Annotated in this window: 22 protein-coding genes and 1 tRNA gene; 21 read left to right on the top strand and 2 right to left on the bottom strand. The window is 68.3% G+C overall.

All coding sequences use genetic code 11. The features are described from left to right. Position 1: 1 nt before the first annotated feature. The 19 genes from ACZ0AA_RS04230 (at position 2) to ACZ0AA_RS04140 (ending at position 21,264) form a co-directional block, all read left to right on the top strand. Positions 2–1,960, top strand: a complete 1,959-nt coding sequence (locus ACZ0AA_RS04230; protein ID WP_400860305.1) for a primosomal protein N' family DNA-binding protein — start codon at positions 2–4, stop codon at positions 1,958–1,960. A gap of 59 nt (positions 1,961–2,019) precedes the next feature. After that, on the top strand, positions 2,020–2,940 hold the full coding sequence (gene fmt, locus ACZ0AA_RS04225; RefSeq protein ID WP_400860307.1) for a methionyl-tRNA formyltransferase: 921 nt from the start codon (positions 2,020–2,022) through the stop codon (positions 2,938–2,940). 167 nt (positions 2,941–3,107) lie between these two features. Beyond that, positions 3,108–4,493 (top strand): RsmB/NOP family class I SAM-dependent RNA methyltransferase, encoded by a 1,386-nt coding sequence (locus ACZ0AA_RS04220; protein ID WP_400860309.1) that lies wholly within the window; start codon positions 3,108–3,110, stop codon positions 4,491–4,493. A gap of 4 nt (positions 4,494–4,497) precedes the next feature. After that, on the top strand, positions 4,498–5,178 hold the full coding sequence (gene rpe, locus ACZ0AA_RS04215; RefSeq protein ID WP_400860311.1) for a ribulose-phosphate 3-epimerase: 681 nt from the start codon (positions 4,498–4,500) through the stop codon (positions 5,176–5,178). Continuing rightward, positions 5,175–5,438: a phosphoribosyl-ATP diphosphatase gene (locus tag ACZ0AA_RS04210; RefSeq protein WP_042536637.1), complete on the top strand. Its 264-nt coding sequence runs from the start codon at positions 5,175–5,177 to the stop codon at positions 5,436–5,438. Before rpe ends, ACZ0AA_RS04210 begins: the two co-directional genes overlap by 4 nt. 38 nt (positions 5,439–5,476) lie before the next feature. Continuing rightward, positions 5,477–6,319 carry an ATP phosphoribosyltransferase gene (gene hisG / locus ACZ0AA_RS04205; protein WP_400860312.1) on the top strand — a complete coding sequence of 281 codons (843 nt, stop codon included), beginning with the start codon at positions 5,477–5,479 and terminating at the stop codon, positions 6,317–6,319. Continuing rightward, on the top strand, positions 6,319–7,080 hold the full coding sequence (hisF, locus tag ACZ0AA_RS04200) for an imidazole glycerol phosphate synthase subunit HisF (RefSeq protein WP_463512217.1): 762 nt from the start codon (positions 6,319–6,321) through the stop codon (positions 7,078–7,080). The genes hisG and hisF overlap by 1 nt, the downstream gene beginning before the upstream one ends. After that, complete coding sequence (gene hisI / locus ACZ0AA_RS04195) at positions 7,077–7,436, top strand: phosphoribosyl-AMP cyclohydrolase (RefSeq protein WP_400860316.1); 360 nt, start codon at positions 7,077–7,079, stop codon at positions 7,434–7,436. Before hisF ends, hisI begins: the two co-directional genes overlap by 4 nt. Beyond that, a complete protein-coding gene (locus tag ACZ0AA_RS04190; RefSeq protein WP_400860318.1) occupies positions 7,433–8,023 on the top strand; it encodes a Trp biosynthesis-associated membrane protein in 591 nt (196 codons plus the stop codon). The genes hisI and ACZ0AA_RS04190 overlap by 4 nt, the downstream gene beginning before the upstream one ends. 47 nt (positions 8,024–8,070) lie before the next feature. After that, entirely contained in the window at positions 8,071–8,316 is a 246-nt protein-coding gene (locus tag ACZ0AA_RS04185; protein ID WP_400860320.1) for an HGxxPAAW family protein, read from the top strand. Positions 8,317–8,318: 2 nt separating this feature from the next. Continuing rightward, positions 8,319–9,089 carry an indole-3-glycerol phosphate synthase TrpC gene (gene trpC / locus ACZ0AA_RS04180; RefSeq protein ID WP_400864565.1) on the top strand — a complete coding sequence of 257 codons (771 nt, stop codon included), beginning with the start codon at positions 8,319–8,321 and terminating at the stop codon, positions 9,087–9,089. Beyond that, positions 9,089–10,357 carry a tryptophan synthase subunit beta gene (gene trpB, locus ACZ0AA_RS04175; RefSeq protein WP_400860321.1) on the top strand — a complete coding sequence of 423 codons (1,269 nt, stop codon included), beginning with the start codon at positions 9,089–9,091 and terminating at the stop codon, positions 10,355–10,357. The genes trpC and trpB overlap by 1 nt, the downstream gene beginning before the upstream one ends. Then, entirely contained in the window at positions 10,354–11,157 is an 804-nt protein-coding gene (gene trpA / locus ACZ0AA_RS04170; RefSeq protein ID WP_400860323.1) for a tryptophan synthase subunit alpha, read from the top strand. The genes trpB and trpA overlap by 4 nt, the downstream gene beginning before the upstream one ends. Positions 11,158–11,167: 10 nt before the next feature. Beyond that, a complete protein-coding gene (gene lgt, locus ACZ0AA_RS04165; protein ID WP_463512216.1) occupies positions 11,168–12,196 on the top strand; it encodes a prolipoprotein diacylglyceryl transferase in 1,029 nt (342 codons plus the stop codon). A 135-nt stretch (positions 12,197–12,331) separates the two neighbouring features. Then, the gene (gene gltB / locus ACZ0AA_RS04160; RefSeq protein ID WP_400864568.1) at positions 12,332–16,855 is read left to right on the top strand and encodes a glutamate synthase large subunit; all 4,524 of its coding nucleotides are present in this window, start codon (positions 12,332–12,334) and stop codon (positions 16,853–16,855) included. Further along, positions 16,848–18,314, top strand: a complete 1,467-nt coding sequence (locus ACZ0AA_RS04155) for a glutamate synthase subunit beta (RefSeq protein WP_463512215.1) — start codon at positions 16,848–16,850, stop codon at positions 18,312–18,314. Before gltB ends, ACZ0AA_RS04155 begins: the two co-directional genes overlap by 8 nt. Before the next feature lie 55 nt (positions 18,315–18,369). Further along, the gene (gene pyk, locus ACZ0AA_RS04150) at positions 18,370–19,821 is read left to right on the top strand and encodes a pyruvate kinase (RefSeq protein WP_463512214.1); all 1,452 of its coding nucleotides are present in this window, start codon (positions 18,370–18,372) and stop codon (positions 19,819–19,821) included. Positions 19,822–19,944: 123 nt separating this feature from the next. After that, positions 19,945–20,655 (top strand): esterase/lipase family protein, encoded by a 711-nt coding sequence (locus ACZ0AA_RS04145; RefSeq protein WP_463512213.1) that lies wholly within the window; start codon positions 19,945–19,947, stop codon positions 20,653–20,655. A 123-nt stretch (positions 20,656–20,778) separates the two neighbouring features. Further along, complete coding sequence (locus ACZ0AA_RS04140) at positions 20,779–21,264, top strand: hypothetical protein (RefSeq protein ID WP_463512212.1); 486 nt, start codon at positions 20,779–20,781, stop codon at positions 21,262–21,264. A gap of 7 nt (positions 21,265–21,271) precedes the next feature. On the opposite strand, the gene ACZ0AA_RS04135 is transcribed toward ACZ0AA_RS04140, so the two are convergent. Beyond that, a tRNA-Leu gene (locus ACZ0AA_RS04135) sits at positions 21,272–21,354 on the bottom strand. A gap of 101 nt (positions 21,355–21,455) precedes the next feature. On the opposite strand from ACZ0AA_RS04135, the gene ACZ0AA_RS04130 reads away from it, so the two are divergent. Then, a complete protein-coding gene (locus ACZ0AA_RS04130) occupies positions 21,456–22,076 on the top strand; it encodes an ANTAR domain-containing response regulator (RefSeq protein WP_042536652.1) in 621 nt (206 codons plus the stop codon). Positions 22,077–22,079: 3 nt separating this feature from the next. Beyond that, the gene (locus ACZ0AA_RS04125) at positions 22,080–22,643 is read left to right on the top strand and encodes a GNAT family N-acetyltransferase (RefSeq protein ID WP_400860334.1); all 564 of its coding nucleotides are present in this window, start codon (positions 22,080–22,082) and stop codon (positions 22,641–22,643) included. Here the strand turns inward: ACZ0AA_RS04125 and ACZ0AA_RS04120 are convergent. Then, positions 22,618–23,046 carry a hotdog fold thioesterase gene (locus tag ACZ0AA_RS04120; protein ID WP_056376870.1) on the bottom strand — a complete coding sequence of 143 codons (429 nt, stop codon included), beginning with the start codon at positions 23,044–23,046 and terminating at the stop codon, positions 22,618–22,620. The two genes, ACZ0AA_RS04125 and ACZ0AA_RS04120, sit on opposite strands and share 26 nt — an antisense overlap. Between the last annotated feature and the right edge of the window lie 29 nt (positions 23,047–23,075).

The following is a 23,075-nucleotide window of genomic DNA, read 5'->3' as shown; positions in this document are numbered from 1 at the left end:
CATGACGACACAGAGCCGTCGTATCGCGCGCGTTCTGCTCGACTCGCCGCTTCCTCAGCTCGATCGGCTCTTCGACTACGCGCTCCCGACTGAGCTCGGGGACGTGCCGGTCGGGGTGCGCGTGCGAGTGCCGCTTCGCACAGCCGGCCGCATGATCGACGGGTATGTGGTCGAGATCGACACGGAGGACGACGCCGACAGGCCCCTCTCCGAGGTCGAGAGCGTCGTCTCGCAGGTTCCCGTGCTCCCCGAACGCACGTACCGGTTGGCTCGTCGTGCAGCCGACCGCGCGGCCGGGTCGGCGTCGGATGTGCTGCGTCTCGTCATCCCCAAGCGCCAGGTGCGGGTCGAGAAGGCCTGGACCGCTGACGCGCCGGCGCCAGTGCCGACCGAGGACGCCGTCGCCTCCGCCGCCTCGCTCCTCGCCTCGTACGACCACCTCGAGGAGGTTCTCGAGAACGCGGGCAGGGCTGCGGTGGAGGCCATCCCGATGCAGCATGAGGGCGAGCCGGGCTGGGCCGCTCTGCTCTCCTCGACCGCGACGCGGATGCTCGCCGCCGGACGCTCCAGCATCCTGATCGTGCCGGATCATCGAGACCTCGATCTGCTGCTCGCTGCGCTCGGGGCGCTCGTCCCGCCCGAGGCCGTCGTGCGACACGACTCGCGACAGACGAACCCCGATCGATACCGCTCCTTCCTCAGATCTCTCGAGGATGCGCCGTGCATCGTGGTCGGCAACCGCTCTGCCGTGTACGCCCCGGTGCGTGCCGGGCTCGTCGCGGTGTGGGACGACGGCGATCCGCTGCTCGGTGAGCCGCTCGCCCCTTACATCAACGCGCGCGACGCGGCGCTGCTCCGTCAGGAGCAGGAGGACTCCGCGCTGCTGTTCGTCGGTCACACCCGCACGACAGACGTCGAGCGCCTCGTCGCGCACGGCTATCTGCAGGACGTGCGAGCCGCGCGGCGTGTGATGCCGAGGGTGATCCTGAGCACCCCGCAAGAGATGGACGCGCCGACCGCACAGCGGATGCCGTCGTCGGCGTTCCTGTCGGCGCGAAACGCCGCAGCCGAGGGGCCGGTGCTCGTTCAGGTCTCGCGCCCGGGTTTCGCGCCGTCCCTCGTGTGCGCCGAGTGCCGCGCGCCCGCCAGATGCGCGCACTGCGGCGGGCCTCTGGGGGCCAAGCATCGTGGTGCGGTGCCGGTCTGTGCCTGGTGCGGCAGGGGCGCGCGAGCCTGGGCCTGCCCGACGTGCTCATCGACCAAGCTGCGTCTGGCCTCCTCGGGAAGCGAGCGGACCGCCGATGAGCTGGGAAAGGCGTTCCCCGGGGTCCGCGTGATCGTCGCAGACAGCGCGCACCCGGTCGAGCACGTCGCGGACAAACCGGCTCTGGTGGTCGCGACGCGCGGTGCCGAGCCGCTCGCAGAAGGGGGCTACCGCGCGGTGGTGCTGCTCGACGGCCCGCGGATGCTCCAGGCCCCCGATCTGCGCATCGGCGAGTCCTGCCTGCGGTGGTGGTCGAACGCGGCCGCACTCGCAGCGCCGGGGGCGCCCATCCACCTCGTCGGAGTCGACGGCACGATCGCCCGAGCGCTCGCGACATGGAACCAGTCCGGTTACGCACGCGCCGAGCTCGCCGAGCGCGCCCCGCTGCACATGCCGCCGGCCGCGCGCGTCGCCCTCGTCGAAGGGTCCGCTGCGGCGGTCGGCCGTGCGCTGGCAGCGCTGCAGGAGCTCGCGCTGCCGTCCGATGCGGTCCTGGGCCCTGTGCCCATCGAGTCCGACGATTATCCGCCGCGCGTGCGCGCGCTCGTGCGATTCGAGTACGGCGCCGGATCGAAGGTCGCGGCGGCGCTGCGAGCAGTCGTCGTCGCCGAAGCCGTCAGCAATCGTCGGGGCAAGGGCAAGTCGACTAGGAGCACGCTCTCGGTTCGGCTCGATATCCTCGACCCAGAGCTCTGATCAGTCCGCACCGATCCGATCTCCCCGATCCACACACAGCATCCCTCCGGAGCACCTTCATGCGTCTCGTCTTCGCCGGCACACCATCGGCAGCAGTCCCCACCCTCCTCCGCCTCGCGGCCGAGCACGACATCGCGGCTGTGGTCACGCGACCTGATGCGCCCCTGGGCCGCAAGAAGGTTCTGACGCCGTCGCCGGTCGCTCAGGCTGCGATGGACCTCGGCCTGCCGATCATCAAGGCTGCGCGTCTCAACGACGAGGCGACAGAGGCCATCGCCGCGCTGGAGGTCGAGCTCGGCGTGATCGTCGCGTACGGCGGACTCGTGCGAGAGCCGCTGCTCTCGACCCCGACCAGAGGATGGATCAACCTGCACTTCTCGCTCCTGCCCCAGTGGCGGGGCGCTGCCCCCGTGCAGCGCGCGCTGATCGCCGGCGATGCCGAGCTCGGAGCAAGCGTCTTCCAGCTCGTCCCCGCCCTCGACGCGGGCGATGTCTTCGCCACTCGCGTCGTCGACGTGGCCGCAGGGGCGACGGCCGACGCGGCGCTCGAGACCCTCGCCATCGATGGGGCGCAGCTGACGGCAGAGGTCGTGCAGGCCATCGTCGACGGCACAGCACGAGCGGTGCCTCAGCACGGAGAGCCGACCCTGGCACCGAAGCTGACTCTCGACGACGGACTGCTCGACTGGAGCCAGCCCCTCGCGCAGGTGTTCGCGCGCTTCCGGGGCGTCACTCCCGAGCCCGGGGCGCACACGTCCGTCGACGGGCTCCGCCTGAAGATCCTCGAGGCAGCACCGTCGAGCGACGTCGTCCCGCTCGAACCGGGGGAGATCACGGCGACGAAGTCGTCGCTCCTCATCGGCACGGGCTCAACCCCCCTGGCGGTCACTCGTGTGCAGCCGGCAGGCAAGGGTGCGATGAACGCGGTCGACTGGTGGCGCGGTCAACGCGACACCGACGGTCTGCGAGCCGGAGCATGAGCGGCCAGGAAGACGCGAAGCGTCGCGACGGCCGTCCGGGCGGTTCGCAGAGCAGGTCGCAGGGGCGACCGCAAGGGCAGCGAGGCGGTCAGACTCGGGGAGGTCACGCGCGGGATGGTCAGTCTCAGGGCCAGCGCGGCGACCAGTCTCGCGGGGCGCAGCGCACGGTGCAGCCCGCGCGTCGTGTCGCGTACGACGTGCTTCGTGCGGTGTCCGAGTCGGATGCCTACGCCAACCTGATCCTGCCTCCGGCGATCGCCGAGGCGCGCCTCGACCCGCAGGACGCCGCGCTCGCGACGGAGCTCGCGTACGGAACGCTTCGCCGTCGTGGCACCTACGATGCGATCATCGCCGCGGCCGCCGATCGGCCGGCGGAGGAGATCGACCCCGGCGTGCTCGACGCACTGCGTCTGGCCACCCATCAGCTGCTCGCCACACGGGTCGCCTCCCACGCAGCTGTGAACGAGTCCGTGAACCTGGTCGCCTCGACTCAGGGCCGAGGCGCATCGAGCTTCGCGAACGCCGTGCTGCGCCGGATCTCCCGCGAGACTCCGGGGGAGTGGGAGGAGCGCATCGAGAGCTCGGCGCGGTCCGATGACGAGCGTCTGGCACTGCGCTCCGCGCACCCCGTCTGGGTCATCAGAGCGCTGCGGCGTGCTCTCGCGGCCGAGGGACGCGCCGACGAACTCGACGACCTCCTCGACGCCGACAACGCCTCGCCGGAGGTGACGCTGGTCGCCCTCCCCGGACTCGCCGAGCCGGGTGAGCCCCGGCGACCGTATGCGCCGACGGCCTACGGATCGCCGGGCGGCGACCCGCATCGTGTGATCGCCGCGACCGGCGGCACTGTTCGCGTTCAGGACGAGGGCTCTCAGCTGGTGGCGCTCGCGCTGACGGCGGCCGCCCCGATCGCGTCTGGCGAGCGCTGGCTCGATCTGTGCGCCGGTCCTGGCGGCAAGACCGCGCTGCTCGCCGCTGTCGCCCGCGAGCACGACGTCACGCTCGAGGCCAACGAGGTCATCCCGACACGCGCACGTCTCGTGCGCAACGCGCTGCGTGCCGTGCCGGGCGAGGTCGTGGTGCACGAGGAGGACGGGCGCTCGTTCGGTGCCACCCACCCCGGTGCCTTCGATCGCATCCTCGTGGATGCGCCCTGCACCGGCCTCGGTGCCCTCAGACGGCGGCCGGAGGCGCGTTGGCGAAAGACCCCTGCCGACGTCGCAGAGCTCGTGCCGCTGCAGGTCGAACTCCTGAGCTCCGCGCTCGACGCACTCGCGCCTGGCGGGATCGTCGCGTACGTGACCTGCTCGCCGCATCTCGCCGAGACGACGGGCGTCGTCCAAGAGGTGCTCCGTGGCCGCTCCGACTTCGGCGAGATCGACGCGCGTGCCGTGCTCCGGAGCATCTCCGACTCGCCGATCGACCTCGGCGACGACGGTTCCGGTCGGGTGCAGCTGTGGCCGCATCGTCACGGCACGGATGCCATGTTCCTGGCGCTTCTCCAGCGCAGGGGCACCGAGCAGGGCGACGCGAACTCCGAAGAGAGAGACTAGAGACGTGGAACTCCCCAGCGCACCGCGCATCAACCCCAGCATCCTCGCCGCCGACTTCGTGAACATGCAGCGCGATCTCGCGAAGATCGCGACCGCGGACTTCGCGCACGTCGATGTGATGGACAACCACTTCGTGCCGAATCTCACATTCGGGCCGCAGATGGTCGAGCGCATCCAGGCGACCAGCCCGATTCCACTCGACGTCCATCTGATGATCACCGAACCGGAGCGCTGGGCGCCCGCCTACGCCGAGCTGGGGGCCGCCAGCGTCACCTTCCATCTCGAGGCCGCCGCTGATCCGATCTCGCTCGCTCGCACTCTCCGCGGCATCGGGGCCAGGGCGGGCGTCGCTATCAAGCCCGACACTCCCGCCGAGGGGCTCTACAGTGTGCTCGAGGAGTTCGACCAGATCCTCGTCATGACCGTCGAACCGGGGTTCGGCGGTCAGGGCTTCATGCCCGAGACGATGCCGAAGCTGCGTGCTCTCGCCGACGAGGCGAAGCGCAGAGGCTCGAACGTCTGGCTCCAGGTCGACGGCGGCATCTCCGATGCGACCATCGAGGCGGCGGCCGCCGCCGGCGCCGACACGTTCGTCGCGGGATCGGCGATCTACGGGGCCGATGACGTCGAGGCGGCCGTCACTCGGCTCAGAGACCGCGCCAGAGCCGCTAGCCTGGAATCGTGAAGACTTTCGACGAGCTGTTCGCCGAGCTCAGCGTCAAGGCCGAGACCCGTCCTGAGGGATCGGGCACGGTCGCAGAGCTCGACGGCGGCGTGCACACGATCGGCAAGAAGATCGTCGAGGAGGCCGCCGAGGTCTGGATGGCATCCGAGTACGAGTCCGACGAGGCCGCGGCCGAGGAGATCTCGCAGCTGCTGTATCACGTCCAGGTGATGATGATCGCGAAAGGCCTGAGCCTGCAGGACGTCTACCGACATCTGTGAAGCGCTCCGCCCCACTCGCTTCGATCTGAAGGCTTCCCATGCTGCGCATTGCTGTTCCCAACAAGGGCTCTCTCTCCGAGACGGCCGCCGACATGCTCGCGGAGGCCGGTTACGCCGGTCGCCGTGATCCCAAGACGCTCCACGTCGTCGATGCCGACAACGACGTCGAGTTCTTCTATCTCCGCCCGAAGGACATCGCGACCTACGTCGGCTCCGGCGCCATCGACGTCGGCATCACCGGTCGCGACCTGCTCCTCGACGCCCGCATGCCCGGTGCGCGCGAGATCGAGGCGCTCGGCTTCGCCGGGTCGACCTTCCGCTTCGCCGCGCCCTCGGGGCGCTACACCGACGTCTCCGAGCTCGACGGTCTGCGCATCGCGACGTCGTATCCCGGCCTCGTCGACGCGTTCCTCGACGAGCGGGGCATCGCCGTCGACCTGGTGCCCCTCGACGGCGCAGTGGAGTCAGCAGTGCGGCTCGGCGTCGCGGACGCCGTCGCCGATGTCGTCGAGACAGGGACGACGCTGCGTCAGGCCGGGCTCGATGTGTTCGGACCGGTGATCCTGCAGTCCGAGGCCGTCCTGATCGCCGGCCCCCAGGATGCCGAGGGATCTGAGACCCTGCTCCGACGCCTGCGTGGTGTCATGGTCGCTCGCCGTTTCGTCATGATCGACTACGACCTGCCGCTTGCTCTCCTCGACGAGGCTGTGAAGATCGCGGGCGGCATCGAATCGCCCACCGTCTCGCCGCTGCGCGACCCGGAATGGGTCGCCGTCCGCGTCATGGTGGCGCGTGCCAGGGTCAATCCCGTGATGGACGCGCTGTACGCGCTCGGCGCTCGCGCGATCCTCGTCACGGCGATCCACAACGCGAGGCTCTGATGACGCTCGCGAGTCGCGTCATCCCGTGCCTCGACGTCGCCGCCGGTCGCGTGGTCAAGGGCGTCAACTTCGAGAACCTGCGCGATATGGGCGACCCGGTCGAACTCGCTCGCCACTACGCGGCGCAGGGCGCAGACGAGATCACGTTCCTCGACGTCACCGCGACCGTCGACGCCCGCGCGACGACGTACGACGTCGTGCAGCGCACGGCTGAGCAGGTGTTCGTGCCGTTGACAGTCGGCGGGGGAGTGCGCAGTGTCGACGACGTGGCGCGGCTGCTCTCGGTCGGCGCCGACAAGGTCGGGGTCAACTCCGCCGCGATCGCTCGCCCAGAGCTGATCGGCGAGATCGCCGACCGCTTCGGTGCGCAGGTGCTGGTGCTGTCTCTCGACGTCAAGCGGGCGGCGGGCACCTCCTCCGGCTTCGTGGTCACCACCCACGGCGGGCGCACTCAGACCACCCTCGACGCGCTCGACTGGGCGCGTGAGGCGGCAGAGCGCGGGGCAGGCGAGCTGCTGGTCAATTCGATCGACGCCGACGGCACGCGAGACGGCTTCGACCTCGAACTGGTGAAGCTGATGCGCGAGGCCGCCTCGGTGCCCGTGATCGCGTCGGGCGGTGCGGGAAAGGCCTCAGACTTCGCCCCGGCGATCAAGGCAGGGGCGGATGCGGTCCTGGCAGCCAGTGTGTTCCACACCGGCGCGCTCACGGTGGGCGACGTCAAGGACGCGCTGCGTGCGGAGGGGGTGCTCGTCCGATGAGCGATGTCGAGGAGCGCATCGCTCAGGTCGCCTTCAACGACGACGGCCTCGCCCCGGTGATCGTGCAGCAGTGGGACACGGCAGAGGTTCTGATGCTCGCCTGGGTCGATGCCGAGGCACTCCGCCGCACCCTCACGACTGGACGCGCGGTGTACTGGTCGCGCTCGCGTCAGGAGTACTGGCGCAAGGGAGACACCTCGGGCCATATCCAGGTCGTGCACGAGGCGAGGCTCGACTGCGACGGCGACGCGATCCTGCTGCGCGTCGACCAGACGGGTCCCGCGTGTCACACCGGCACCCGCACCTGCTTCGACACGACGGATCTGCACGCCGTCGAGGGGAGCTCGGCCGAATGACGCTCGCTCGCAGAGGTCGCTCGATCGCCGTCTCCGGGTTTCTTCTCTCCGGCGCGATCGGGATCATCTCGTCGACGCAGACATGGCTCACGGTCGAACGCGCGGATGCCGGGGAGTCGATCCTCGTGCCCGGCGCGTCAGCGCTGCCGCTGCTCGCTCCTCTGAGCCTCGCAGTCCTGGCACTCGGCATCGCGCTCTCGATCGTCGGCCCGGTGATGCGACTCGTGTTCGGCGTGCTCGCCACCGCAGCCGCGCTCTTCCTCGGCTGGACCACTCTCCAGCTGCTCCTGACCGAGCCGTTGAGCGCTGTGGGCGCGACGGTCACCGAGACCACCGGGCTCGCGGGCAGCGCGGCGATCGCCGATGTCGTCGCCGGCATCGAGCTCTCGGCCTGGCCAGTCATGACGCTGATCGGCTGGGTCATCCTGTTGGCGGCATCGCTCGTCGTGCTTCTCACGTGGCGGGGATGGAAGCGCGGGGGTCGCCGGTATCGCACGGATGCGGCGCACGTCGATGCGACCGCCGGGCCGGTGGACGCGATCGATTCGTGGGACGACCTGTCCCGCGGAACCGACCCGACACGCTGACCCCGATAGACTTGACCCGAACCGCCCGTCGTCCCCCGGAGGAGACCATGACCAACCCGATCGCTGACCCCGGCCACGGACATTCGCCTGCCGCATGGACGGGCGTCATCATCATGCTCGCCGGCTTCACGATCGGCACGCTGGCTTTCTGCCTCGCCGAGTTCAGCCCGGTCTGGGTCGCCCTGATCTGGGTGGGTGCCGCGATCGTTCCGATCGGTGCGCTCGTGGGATGGCTCGTCTCGAGGGCCGGTTATGGCGTGAAGGGCCCCAAGTACTCTCCGAAGGCGCACTAATGGTGCTCGCCGACCTCACGGCCGGCGCAGTCGCAGACGCTGAACGTCGCGCTCTCACCCGGCCTCTGGCCGAGGTGGAACGCGAGGCTCTCGCACGCCCCGCCGCCAAGGATGCTCTCGCGTTCCTCGCTCCCTCCGAGCGAGTGAAGATCATCGCGGAGGTGAAGCGCGCCAGCCCGTCACGCGGTGCCCTCGCCGAGATCCCCGATCCCGCACTCCAGGCCTCTCTGTATGAGACAGGCGGTGCATCGGCGATCAGCGTCCTCACCGAGGAGCGTCGATTCGGCGGCAGCCTCGCCGATCTCGAGGCCGTCACGGCCCGCGTGTCGCTGCCTGTGCTGCGCAAGGACTTCATCGCGAACCGATACCAAGTGCTCGAAGCACGTGCGGCCGGTGCCGACCTCGTGCTGCTGATCGTCGCCGGTCTCGACCCGCACGTGCTCAGCGATCTGTTCGGCTTCATCACCGAGCTCGGGATGACTCCGCTGGTCGAGACGCACTCGGCCGACGAGCTCGAGGTCGCGATCGACCTCGGCGCTCCGTTGATCGGCGTCAACGCGCGCGATCTGAAGACCCTCGAGCTCGACCGCGACCTGTTCGGTCGCCTGGTCGACCGGATCCCGGATTCCGCGGTCAAGATCGCCGAATCCGCGGTCCTCACACCTGAAGACGTCACGCACTACCGCTCTGCGGGCGCGGATGTCGTACTGATCGGGGAGGCGCTCGTCACGGGCGACCCGGTCGCCACACTCAAGAGCTTCCTGGAGGCGTGATGAGCCTGCGAGACCAGCACGGTCCACTGTTCGGCGAATACGGCGGGCGCTACATGCCCGAATCCCTGATCGCCGCGATCGACGAGCTCTCCGCGGCGTACGCCGATGCGATCGTCGACCCGGAGTTCCGCGAAGAGCTGGCGTCGCTGCTCAGCTCGTACGCGGGCCGTCCGTCTCCGCTCACCGAAGTCGCGCGGTTCGCCGAGCACGCCGGTGGTGCGCGAGTCTTCCTCAAGCGCGAGGATCTGAACCACACCGGCTCCCACAAGATCAACAACGTGCTCGGGCAGGCGCTGCTGACCAAGCGCCTCGGCAAGAAGCGTGTGATCGCCGAGACCGGTGCGGGCCAGCACGGCGTCGCCACGGCCACCGCGGCCGCGCTGTTCGGCCTCGAGTGCACGATCTACATGGGTGAGGTCGACACCGAGCGTCAGGCGCTGAACGTCGCTCGGATGCGACTGCTCGGGGCCGAGGTCGTCGCTGTCACGTCGGGCTCGCGCACCCTGAAGGATGCGATCAACGACGCTTACCGCGACTGGGTCGCGTCTGTGGAGACCACCAACTACATCTTCGGCACCGCCGCGGGCCCGCACCCGTTCCCCGCGATGGTCCGCGACTTCCAGAAGATCATCGGCGAAGAGGCGCGAGAGCAGCTCCTCGACGAGGTCGGCCGCCTGCCCGACGCGGTCATCGCGTGCGTGGGAGGAGGATCGAACGCGATCGGCATGTTCGATGCCTTCCTCGACGACGAGGGTGTCAAGCTCTACGGAGTCGAGGCGGCCGGCGACGGCGTCGACACCCCCCGGCATGCGGCGTCCATCGAACGAGGACGACCCGGAATCCTCCACGGCGCGAAGACCTATGTGCTGCAGGACGAGGACGGGCAGACCGTCGAGTCGCACTCGATCTCCGCAGGTCTCGACTACCCGGGCGTGGGGCCGGAGCACTCCTGGCTCGCTGACATCGGACGTGCCGAGTACATTCCGGCGACCGACGACGAGGCCATGCAGGCGCTGCGTCTGCTCAGCCGGACGGAGGGGATCATCCCCGCGATCGAGTCGGCGCACGCCCTCGCCGGCGCGATGCGCCTCGGTCGCGAGCTCGGCCCTGATGCGGTGCTCGCCATCTGCCTCTCCGGCAGGGGTGACAAGGACATGGACACGGCCGCCCGCTACTTCGACCTCTACGACGCCGAGGCGCTCGCGCACGACGTCGAAGAGGAGAGCGATACCGAGGCAGCCGCGTCGAAGGGGGAGCCGGAACTGTGAGCCGCGTGGAACAGGCGATAGCCGCAGCCCATGAGGCCGGTCGCAGCGCCTTCGTCGGGTACCTGCCGGTCGGGTTCCCCGACCTCGAGACCAGCATCCAGGCGGCCATCGCCCTCGCTGAGAACGGCGTGGACATCATCGAACTCGGCCCGCCCTACAGCGACCCGGTCATGGACGGCGCGGTGATCCAGGAAGCGACCACTGCGGCGCTCGCGAACGGGTTCAAGATGAAGGACCTCTTCACCGCCGTGCGCGCGATCACCGCCGCAACCGACGTGCCCGTGCTGGTCATGACGTACTGGAACCCCGTGTTCCAGTACGGGGTCGATCGCTACGCCGACGACCTGCTCGCCGCAGGTGGCGCCGGGCTCATCACCCCCGACATCACACCGGAAGTCGCGGGGGAGTGGATCGCCGCGAGCGAGCGCACCGGTCTCGACCGTGTCTTCCTCGCCGCGCCCACCTCGTCGGACGAGCGGCTCGAGCTGGTCGTGAAGTCCTCGACCGGGTTCGTCTACACGGTCTCGACCATGGGCATCACGGGTGAGCGCACCGAGCTCGACCGGGCCGCCCGCACTCTCGTCGGCCGCCTGCGCGAGCACGGCGACGTTCGAGCCTGCGTCGGCATCGGCATCTCGACCGCCGACCAGATCGCCGGCGTCTCCGAGTATGCGGACGGCGCCATCGTCGGCACCGCACTCGTCCGAGCCCTGCGTGACGGCGGCATCCCCGCTCTCGCGGAGGTCACCCGAAACCTGGCAGTCGGCACGTCGTCGGCACGCCCCGTACACGAGAACTAGAATCGCACTCATGTCCCTCGCGCTTCACAGCACCTTCAGCGGCGTGCTCGCCAGCATCCCGAGCCCCCCGGTCTCCTACATCGACCTCGGCCCGCTCCGGATCCACTTCTACGCGCTCTGCATCATCGCCGGCATCATCGCCGCCGTGCTGCTGACCAACCACCGCCTCACGAGGCGCGGGGCAGAGCCGTGGGTCGTGATCGACATCTCGATCCTCGCCGTTCCGCTGGCGATCATCGGCGCGCGCATCTTCCACGTGCTCACCCACCCGAACTTCTACTTCGGCGAGGGCAAGAACACCTGGAACCCGTTCGAACCAGGCTCCGTCTGGGCGATCTGGGAGGGCGGCATCGCGATCTTCGGCGCGCTCATCGGCGGCGCCATCGGCGCGTACCTCGGGTGCCGCTGGACCGGCATCCGCTTCTGGACGTTCGCCGACGCGCTGGCACCCGGACTTCTGCTCGCGCAGGCCATGGGCCGTTTCGGCAACTGGTTCAACAAGGAGCTCTACGGCCTCCCCACCGACCTGCCGTGGGGTCTCGAGATCCCCGCTGACAACTCCGCGCTCCCCCCTGGGCTCCCGGAAGGCACGCTCTTCCACCCGACCTTCCTCTACGAGGTGATCTGGAACGGTCTCGGTGTTATCGTCCTGCTGTGGCTCAGCCGCAAGGCGACCGCGTTCCAGTGGGGTCGTCTCTTCGCGATCTACCTCATCTGGTACAGCGCCGGCCGAGTCGTCTGGGAGTCGATCCGCATCGATCCGAGCGAGATCATCCTGGGCCTGCGCAGCAACGTCTGGGCCGCGATCATCGGCATCGTCGTGGGTCTCGCGATCCTCATCGTGCAGTCGCGTCGTCACCCCGGACTCGAGCCGTCGCCGTACCAGCCCGGTCGCGGCCGGACCGACCTGAACGCTGATGTAGAATCGCAGGACAATCCCTCCGATTTCGTGGACGTGAGTGAGCCTCCGTCCGAAGAAGTCGCCGCAGGAGCCAGCGCCACAAGCACCGCTCCCACGGACACCGAAGGCGCTCGATAGCCGACCGGTCCGTGCGGACCCCACCACATCCACCCGGCCAATGACGTCCCCGGGTCAGCTGCAGATCTGAGGACGGTACTGGTGTATTTTCAGCCTCCCTACGGCGCTTCCGGCGCTTACCCCCCGAAGCAGGGCATGTACAACCCGGCGTTCGAGAAGGACGCCTGCGGCCTCGCCATGGTCGCTACCCTGCGTGGCGAAGCGGGCCACGACATCATCGCGCTGGCGCTCGAAGCGCTGCGCAACCTCGAGCACCGCGGTGCGATCGGCTCGGATGCCGGCACCGGAGACGGTGCGGGCATCCTGACGCAGATGCCCGATGCGTTCCTGCGAGCGGTCACCGATTTCGAACTGCCCCCGGTCGGCGAGTACGCCGCGGGTCTGGCGTTCCTCCCGCGTGATTCCAGCGAGCGTCGTCAGCAGAAGGCCGGCATCGAGAAGATCGCCCGCTCCGAGGGCCTGCGCGTCCTCGGCTGGCGCGAGGTCCCCACGGTCAACGACAACCTCGGCAAGCTCGCCGACGAGGCCCGTCCCGCGTTCGAGCAGCTCTTCGTGAGCGCCGGGGGAGCGACCCACTCCGATGCCCCGCTCACGGGCATCGCCCTCGATCGCGTCGCGTACCGTCTGCGCAAGCGCGCGGGTCACGAGCTGGGCGCCTACTTCGTCTCCCTCTCGGCTCGCACGCTCGGCTACAAGGGCATGGTCACCACCCTGCAGCTCGAGCCGTTCTACCCGGATCTGCAGGACGAGCGCTTCATGTCCGAGCTCGCGGTCGTGCACTCCCGCTACTCCACGAACACTTTCCCGTCGTGGCCGCTCGCTCAGCCGCTGCGCATGCTCGCGCACAACGGCGAGATCAACACCGTGGGCGGCAACCGCAACTGGATGCGGGCGCGTCAGTCGCAGCTCGAATCCGAGCTCCTCGGCGATGTCGCACCGCTGCTTCCGATCTGCACCGACGGCGCCAGTGACTCGGCATCGTTCGACGAGGTGCTCGAGCTGTTGACCCTCACCGGCCGCAGCCTGCCCCACGCCATCATGATGATGGTGCCCGAGGCCTACGAGAAGCAGTCCGACATCTCGCCCGAGCTGCGCTCGTTCTACGAGTACCACTCGAACCAGATGGAGCCGTGGGACGGCCCGGCCGCCCTCATCTTCACCGACGGCACCGTGGTCGGCGCGACTCTCGACCGCAACGGGCTGCGCCCCGGTCGCTGGACCGAGACGACCGACGGTCTGATCGTCATCGGCTCGGAGACCGGCGTGCTCACCTTCGAGCCCGAGCGCATCAAGCGCCGCGGGCGCCTGCAGCCGGGCAAGATGTTCCTCGTCGACACCTCGCAGCAGCGCATCATCGAGGACGAGGAGATCAAGCACGACCTCGCGACGATGCACCCCTGGCAGGAGTGGCTGGATGCCGGTTCCGTCCGTCTCGCCGACCTGCCCGAGCGCGAGCACATCGTGCACCCGCCGGCGTCGATCACCCGCCGCCAGCGCACGTTCGGCTACACCGAGGAGGAAGTGCGCCTCCTCCTGACGCCGATGGGCCAGACCGGTGTCGAGCCGCTCGGCGCCATGGGATCGGATACGCCGATCGCCGTGCTGAGCAAGCGTCCTCGCCTGCTCTTCGACTACTTCACGCAGCAGTTCGCGCAGGTCACGAACCCGCCGCTGGACTCGATCCGCGAAGAGGTCGTCACGAGCCTGAAGCTGGGTCTCGGCCCGGAGAGCAACCTGCTCACCTGGGGCCCTGACCACACGCGCACCGTGTCGCTGGACTTCCCGGTCATCGACAACGACGAGCTCGCGAAGATCCGCCACATCGACAAGGCGATGCCCGACCGCTCGAGCGTCACGATCCGCGGGCTCTATCACTTCGACGCCGGTTCGAACACGCTCGAGAAGCGTCTCACCGAGATGTGCGACGAGGTCGACGCGGCCATCGAGAGCGGCGCCGAGTTCATCATCCTGTCGGACCGCGACTCGAACAAGGATCTGACCCCGATCCCCTCGCTGCTCATGGTGTCGGCGGTGCACCACCACCTGATCCGTCGCGAGAACCGCATGAAGGTCGGTCTGATCGTCGAGGCGGGCGATGTGCGCGAGGTGCACCACGTCGCGACGCTGATCGGCTACGGCGCCTCGGCGGTCAACCCTTACCTCGCGATGGAGACGGTCGAGCACCTGGTGCGCACCGGCTACATCACGGGCATCAGCCCCGAGAAGGCCGTCCGCAACCTGATCTATGCGCTCGGCAAGGGCGTCCTGAAGATCATGTCGAAGATGGGCATCTCCACGGTGTCCTCGTACGCCGGCGCTCAGGTGTTCGAGGCCGTCGGTCTGAGCGAGGAGTTCATCGACCGCTACTTCACCCGCACCGAGTCGAAGCTCGGCGGCATCGGCATCCAAGAGATCTTCATCGAGAACCAGGCGCGTCACGACTACGCCTATCCCGAGGATGAGGCCGCTCGTGCGCACGAGCGACTGTGGACCGGTGGCGAGTACCAGTGGCGTCGCGACGGCTCACCGCACCTCTTCAACCCGGAGACGGTGTTCAAGCTGCAGCACGCGACACGCGAACGCCGCTACGACATCTTCCGTGAGTACACGAAGATGGTCGACGATCAGGCGGCGGAGCTCAAGACCCTCCGCGGCATGTTCACATTGCGCACAGGCACGCGCAAGCCGGTGCCGCTCGACGAGGTCGAACCGGTCTCGGCGATCGTGAAGCGCTTCTCGACCGGCGCCATGAGCTACGGCTCGATCTCCAAAGAGGCTCACGAGACGCTGGCGATCGCCATGAACCGGCTCGGCGGCAAGTCGAACACCGGTGAAGGCGGCGAGGACACCGACCGTCTGCTCGACCCCGAGCGTCGCAGCGCGATCAAGCAGGTCGCCTCCGGACGCTTCGGTGTCACGAGCCTGTACCTCACCGAAGCCGACGACATCCAGATCAAGCTCGCCCAGGGCGCCAAGCCCGGCGAGGGCGGCCAGCTGCCTCCGCAGAAGGTCTACCCCTGGGTCGCCCGCACGCGCGGCGGAACGCCCGGCGTCGGCCTCATCTCGCCGCCGCCGCATCACGACATCTACTCGATCGAAGACCTGAAGCAGCTCATCTTCGATCTGAAGCGGGCGAACCCCGAGGCGCGGATCCACACCAAGCTGGTCAGCCAGTCGGGTATCGGCGCGGTGTCCGCGGGCGTCGCGAAGGCGCTCAGCGACGTCATCCTGGTATCGGGCCACGACGGCGGCACGGGCGCGAGCCCGATGAACTCGCTCAAGCACGCGGGCACCCCCTGGGAGCTCGGTCTCGCCGAGACGCAGCAGACGCTGATGCTGAACGGCATGCGCGACCGCGTCGTGGTGCAGGTCGACGGCCAGCTGAAGACCGGGCGCGATGTGATCATCGGCGCTCTCCTCGGCGCCGAGGAGTTCGGTTTCGCCACTGCGCCGCTGGTCGTCAGCGGGTGCATCATGATGCGGGTCTGCCACCTCGATACCTGCCCTGTCGGCGTCGCGACGCAGAACCCCGTGCTGCGCGAGCGGTTCACCGGCAAGCCGGAGTTCGTCGTGAACTTCATGGAGTTCATCGCCGAAGAGGTGCGCGAGATCCTGGCGGAGCTCGGCTTCCGCTCGATCGACGAGATCGTCGGACGCGCCGAGCTCATCGAGGCGAACGCGGCATTGCAGCACTGGAAGGCAGAGGGTCTCGACCTGAGCCCCGTGCTCGAGGGCCCGGCGTTCCCCGCGAGCGAGCCGCGTCGCAGCCGTCGCACCCAGGATCACGAGCTCGAGAAGCACTTCGATGTGCAGCTCATCGACATCGCGAAGCCCGCTCTCCTCAACGGAGAGCCGGTCGTGGTCGAACTGCCCATCGCGAACACCGAGCGCGCCGTCGGCACCATGCTGGGCCACCAGGTCACCTCGCGCCACGGCGCGGCGGGGCTTCCCAGTGGCACCATCGACGTCACACTGCATGGCACGGCCGGTCAGTCACTGGGAGCGTTCCTTCCCTCGGGCATCGTGCTGCGCCTCGAAGGCGACGCGAACGACTATGTGGGCAAGGGGCTCTCGGGTGGCGACATCTCGATCCGTCCGGCTCGAGGCTCTGCCATCGCGCCGCACGAGAACGTGATCGCCGGCAACGTCATCGGATACGGCGCGACGTCGGGAACCATGTTCCTCTCCGGCGTCGTCGGCGAGCGATTCCTCGTCCGCAACTCCGGTGCCACCGCTGTCGTCGAGGGCGTCGGAGACCACGCGCTCGAGTACATGACCGGGGGAGTCGCGGTGATCCTCGGCTCGACGGGTCGCAACCTCGGCGCCGGCATGTCCGGGGGAGTGGCGTACATCCACTCGCTCGACAGCGGCAAGATCAACGCCCAGTCGCTCGGCAGCGGAGAGCTCAGGCTCGAACCGCTCGACCGTGCCGACCTCGAAGTGCTGCGCAGCCTGATCGTCGCACACGTGGAGCGCACGGCTTCGCCGCTCGGCTCCGACATCCTGGCGCGGTTCGATGAGACCGCCGGCCAGTTCACGAAGGTGCTTCCGCGGGACTACGCCGCCGTGCGCAGCATGCGCGAAGAAGCAGTCGCCGAGGGCATCGACCCCGACGGCGACATCGTCTGGAACCGCATCCTGGAGGTGACCGGTGGCTGATCCCAAAGGTTTTCTGAAGGTCACCGAGCGTGAGCTTCCGAAGCGTCGACCTGTGCCCGTGCGCATCATGGACTGGAAAGAGGTCTACGAGGCCGGCGACCAGGCTGTGCTGAAGCGTCAGGCCGGGCGCTGCATGGACTGCGGCGTTCCGTTCTGTCACCAGGGCTGCCCGCTGGGCAATCTCATCCCCGAGTGGAACGACCTGACCTGGCGCGGAGAAGGGCGTGCGGCGATCGATCGCCTGCATGCGACCAACAACTTCCCTGAGTTCACCGGTCGGCTGTGCCCGGCACCGTGCGAGAGCTCGTGCGTGCTCGGCATCAACCAGCCCGCAGTCACGATCAAGCAGATCGAGGTCTCGATAATCGACGAGGCCTTCGCCAAGGGCTGGGTCGAGCCGCAGCCTCCCGCCCGTCTGACCGGCAAGACTGTCGCCGTCGTCGGCTCCGGACCCGCGGGGCTCGCAGCCGCGCAGCAGCTCACCCGTGCGGGTCACACCGTCGCAGTGTTCGAGCGGGACGACCGCATCGGCGGTCTGCTGCGGTACGGCATCCCCGACTTCAAGATGGAGAAGGGTCAGCTCGAGTCGCGCCTTCGCCAGATGCAGGAGGAGGGAACGCGATTCCGCGCCGGAGTGGAGATCGGCAAGGACATCTCGTGGTCCGACCTCCGCGCTCGCTACGACGCCGTCGTGATCGCCACCGGCTCCACGGTTCCCCGCGACCTGTCGATTCCGGGTCGCGATCTCGACGGAGTGCACTTCGCGATGGAGTACCTCGTCGAGTCCAATCATGCGGTCGCCGGAGACAAGGTCCCCGAGCAGATCACCGCTGAGGGCAAGCACGTCATCGTGATCGGTGGAGGTGACACCGGTGCTGACTGCATCGGCACCGCGCATCGCCAGGGCGCGATCAGCGTCACGAATCTCGCCATCGGCAAGCAGCCGAGCACCGAGCGCCCGGAGCACCAGCCCTGGCCGATGATGCCGACGCTGTTCGAGATCGCCTCCGCACATGAAGAAGGCGGTGAGCGCGTCTTCCTCGCCTCGACCGTCGAGTTCCTCTCGAACGATGTCGGAGAGGTGCGCGCGCTGCGCGTCGCGGAGACCGAGTACATCGACGGACGACGCGTGCCCAAGAGCGGCACCGAGCGCGAGATCCCGGCAGACCTCGTGCTCATCGCGATGGGCTTCACCGGACCTGAGCAGGACGGCTACTCGGAGGACACGCTTCCGCAGGTCACCGACCGCGGTGCCTTCCGGCGCGACGACAGTTACGAATCGACCGTTCCCGGTGTCTTCGTCGCCGGCGACGCCGGTCGGGGGCAGTCGCTCATCGTCTGGGCGATCGCGGAGGGCCGTGCGGCTGCGGCGAACGTCGACCGCTTCCTCATGGGCACGACCGTGCTGCCCGAGCCGGTGCGCCCGCATGAAGTCGCTATCGGCCTCCAGCCCGCGTAGGCTGAGCCGCGGCACCGTCGCCTGATTTCCATCCCCCACTACCCTGGAGCAATCTTTGAGACGCGCGAAAATCGTCGCCACCCTGGGCCCCGCCACCTCCACGTATGAGACCGTACGTGCACTCATCGACGCCGGCGTGGACGTCGCCCGTCTGAACCTCAGCCACGGTGACTACTCCGTGCACGAGAACAACTACGCCAACGTCCGCAAGGCAGCCGACGACGCGGGCCGCGCCGTCGCCATCCTCGTCGACCTGCAGGGACCGAAGATCCGACTCGGCAAGTTCGAGGACGGCCCCTACGACCTCGCTGCCGGCGACATCTTCAAGATCACGACCGAAGACATCATCGGCAACAAGGAGATCTCGGGCACGACGTTCAAGGGCCTGCCCAACGACGTCAAGCCGGGGGACTTCCTGCTCATCGATGACGGCAAGGTCCGCGTCGAGGTCGTCGAGACCGACGGCGTCACCGTCACGACCCGCGTCATCGTCGCCGGCGCCGTGTCGAACAACAAGGGCATCAACCTTCCCGGTGTCGCCGTCAACGTCCCCGCTCTGAGCGAGAAGGACGAGGACGACCTCCGCTGGGGCCTTCGCATCGGCGCCGACCTCATCGCCCTGTCGTTCGTCCGCAACGCGGAAGACATCACGCGCGTGCACGAGATCATGGCTGAAGAGGGCGTCAAGGTCCCGGTCATCGCCAAGGTCGAGAAGCCGCAGGCCGTCGATGCGCTCGAGGGGATCGTCGACGCGTTCGACGCGATCATGGTCGCGCGTGGCGACCTCGGTGTCGAGCTTCCGCTCGAGGCCGTCCCGATCGTGCAGAAGCGCGCCGTCGAGCTGGCGCGTCGTATGGCCAAGCCGGTCATCGTGGCGACGCAGATGCTCGAGTCCATGATCAACAGCCCCGTGCCGACCCGCGCCGAGACGTCGGACGTCGCGAACGCGGTGCTCGACGGAGCCGACGCCGTGATGCTCTCGGGAGAGACCAGCGTGGGCGACTACCCGGTCGTCGTCGTCGAGACGATGGCTCGCATCATCGAGTCGACCGAGGAGCACGGTCTGGAGCGCATCGCGCCTCTGACGACCAAGCCCCGCACCCAGGGTGGCGCGATCACCCTGGCCGCTCTCGAGGTCGCCGAGTTCGTCGAGGCGAAGTACCTCTGCGTCTTCACCCAGTCGGGCGATTCGGCGCGTCGTCTGTCGCGTCTGCGCTCGCGCATCCCGATGATCGCGTTCACGCCGGAGCCGAACATCCGTCGCCGCATGGCGCTGACGTGGGGGATCCAGTCGAAGCTCGTCGACATGGTCCAGCACACCGACCTGATGTACCTGCAGGTCGACGACTACCTGCTCTCGAGCGGTCTCGCCGTCGAGGGAGACAAGGTCGTCGTCATCTCCGGTTCCCCTCCCGGAATCGTGGGCTCGACCAACGACATCCGCGTCCACAAGGTCGGAGACGCCGTGAACGGCGCTGCTCCGATCTACAAGGAAGCGACGATCTGATCCAGGTCGAACAGGAAAGGGGCGGAACGATTGTTCCGCCCCTTTCCTCGTCCCTCGGCGAAGCTTCGCCGGACCGTGTCAAGCCGCTGGTGCGAGGTCGCGCACCGAAACTACGCTGATGACATGACCCTTCTCTCTCGGCGCGGTGATCGAGGGGCGGACGCAATCCGCGCGCTGAGACGAGCCGGCTGGTGGATCGCCGACTACACCTACGCCGTGTACTGGCAGCTGCGTGCCGCCTTCGACCGACGGGACGCCGGATCCTTCGCGAGCGGCTCGGAGGCTCCGATCATCATCCTTCCAGGCGTGTACGAGACGTGGCGGTTCATGCAGCCGCTCATCACGGCACTCCACGCCAGAGGCCACCCCGTGCATGTCCTCGACTCGCTCAGGCGCAACCGCCGGCCCGTCGTAGAATCGGCCCAGCTCATGACCGACTTCCTCGAGACGACGCAGCTCACCGATGCGCTCATCGTCGCGCACAGCAAGGGAGGCCTCGCCGGCAAGATGGCGATGGCAGGTCCAGCGGGCTTTCGCGTGCGCGCGATGGTGGCAGTCGCCACGCCTTTCGGCGGCTCCAGCTACGCGCGGATGCTGCCGGTGCGCTCGCTCCGCGCGTTCGCGCCCTCGGACCCTTCCATCGTCCAGCTCGCGCGCCAGCGGGACGTGAACGAACGGATCGTATCCGTCTACGCCGAGTTCGATCCGCACATCCCCGAGGGCAGCGAGCTCGCCGGCGCGATGAAGAACGTGCGTCTCGACTCCGGCGGGCATTTTCGGGTCCTCGCGAATCCCCGAGTCCTCGCCGAGGTCGCCGCGTTGGCGGAGCGATGAGCTGCAGGTCGGCGCTCCGCAGTCGCTACCGCCCGCCTGCGGCCTCGCTGCTTCTCAGCCACAGCCCTGTACTCTGGTGCAGGCGCAGGCCGCCCGCATCTCGGCGGCCCCGCACCCCCAACCATGGATGACCTGACCATCGACCCCGCCGTGGCCGAGCCACCCGAGCGCTCCCGCCCGCTGGTCGGAGCGCCATCCGCACCTCCGTGCCGCGGCATCGGCGATCAATCGGAGTCCGACGACGCGCCGTCGCTCTCCAGGAAGCCGGGGAGCATCGGCGTCCGATACCGACTCCGGCGCCGCTTCCGCACCTACGACGCCATCGCGTGCGTTCCCGCGTACCTCGCACAGACGCGCTCCGGCGACACCATCCTCGGACCCGACGGACACCGGGTGTACGACGGACAGCTCTACGAACCGGTTCTGGTCGGCGGAATGTGCGTCGATGCGACCGACGAGAACCTCGACGCGATCCTGAGGGCCATGGTCCCGGGGGACGTCGTCACCGCCGATCACCCTGCGGCCGCGGAGCGGATGATCCTCGCGGCGATACGCCCCGCCCTCGACCGGTATCTGCTGATCGACGGTCGGGTATGGAACAGCATCTGAACTGATGTGCCGGCGGTGGGACTCGAACCCACACGCCCTTTCGGACAAAGCATTTTGAGTGCTCCGCGTCTGCCATTCCGCCACGCCGGCTCGTGTGTCGCGCCTTCGACTTTAGCGCAGACGATCCGCCTTCACCTTCACCCGCCGCGCCATCGGGGGACCTCGGAGGTGGTCTCCACTAGGATGGGTCTGTGACCGAGCAAGAACAGGCAGCAGAACAGCCCACGTCATCCGCACCCCGACGCGTCGTCGTCGCCGAGGACGAGTCGCTGATCCGTCTCGACATCGTCGAGATCCTCCGCGACAACGGCTTCGATGTCGTCGGTGAGGCAGGTGACGGTGAGACCGCTGTGGCTCTCGCGACCGAGCTGCGCCCGGACCTCGTCATCATGGATGTCAAGATGCCGCAGCTCGATGGCATCAGCGCAGCCGAGAAGCTGCACAAGGGCAACATCGCCCCCGTGGTCCTCCTCACGGCGTTCAGCCAGAAGGAGCTCGTCGAGCGAGCGAGCGAGGCCGGAGCGCTGGCCTACGTGGTCAAGCCCTTCACCCCGAACGACCTGCTGCCCGCCATCGAGATCGCCCTCGCCCGCCACGAGCAGATCATCACGCTCGAGGCCGAGGTCGCCGACATGGTCGAGCGCTTCGAGACCCGCAAGCTCGTCGACCGGGCCAAGGGGCTGCTGAACGAGAAGATGGGGCTGTCCGAGCCCGAGGCGTTCCGCTGGATCCAGAAGGCATCGATGGACCGCCGCCTCACGATGCAGGATGTCGCCAAGGCGATCATCGAGCAGCTCGCACCGAAGAAGTAGTCTGTGGAGCCGCTCGACGCGGACCATGTGCTTCGTCCGGTGCGGATCGGCGACGGTGCCGCGCTCGCACGAGCGTATTCAGCGAATCGCGAGCATCTCGCACCGTGGGAGCCGCTGAGGGAGTCGGAGTTCTTCACTCCGGAGTGGCAGGAGTTCCACGCGGAGCAGTGCGTCATCGAAGCCTCCGCCGGTCGGAACATCCGCTTCGTGATCCAGTCGTCCGACGGTGAGATCCGCGGACGGATCAACCTGAACAACATCGTCCGCGGTGCGTTCTGGAACGCGGACCTGGGCTACTGGGTCGACAAGACTCGGCTCCGTCGTGGTCTCGCCTCCCGCGGGGTTAGCCGCGTCGCCGCATATGCACGGGACGAGGTACGACTGCACCGCCTTCAGGCGGCGACATTGCTGCACAACTCCGGTTCACAGCTGGTGCTCGCGGACAACGGCTTCGAGCGCATCGGCATCGCGCCTCAGTATCTGCGCATCGCGGGGGAGTGGCAGGACCACCTGCTGTTCCAGCTGCTGCTGGACGAGCCGCTCAGCGCGCTTCGGGAACGTCCTTGATCATGTTCGTGATCCGGATCGTCGAGCACCTGCGACCCTGATCGTCCGAGACGACGATCTCGTGGACCGTGATGCTGCGGCCGAGGTGGACCGGCGTGCACACGCCGGTCACCACGCCGGAAGTCGCCGATCGCGTGTGGGTCGCATTGATGTCGACCCCCACGGCAAGTCGCCCCGGACCCGCGTGCAGGTTCGCGGCCATGGATCCCAGCGACTCGCCGAGCACGACATACGCGCCGCCGTGCATCAGACCGACGGGCTGAGTGTTGCCCTCGACGGGCAGCGTGGCGACGCAGCGCTCGGTGGTGAACTCGAGGAACTCCATGCCCATCTTCTGAGCGAGCGCGCCCATGCCGCGGGCTGTCGCCCAGTCGAGTCCTGCACTGGTCGCGGTGTCGCTCATGGTTCCTCCTCAGCGGGTGTCTGTCGTCC

The organism is Microbacterium sp. AC035 (genome assembly GCF_979258485.1).
This window is presented reverse-complemented; position numbering and strand designations above follow the sequence as displayed.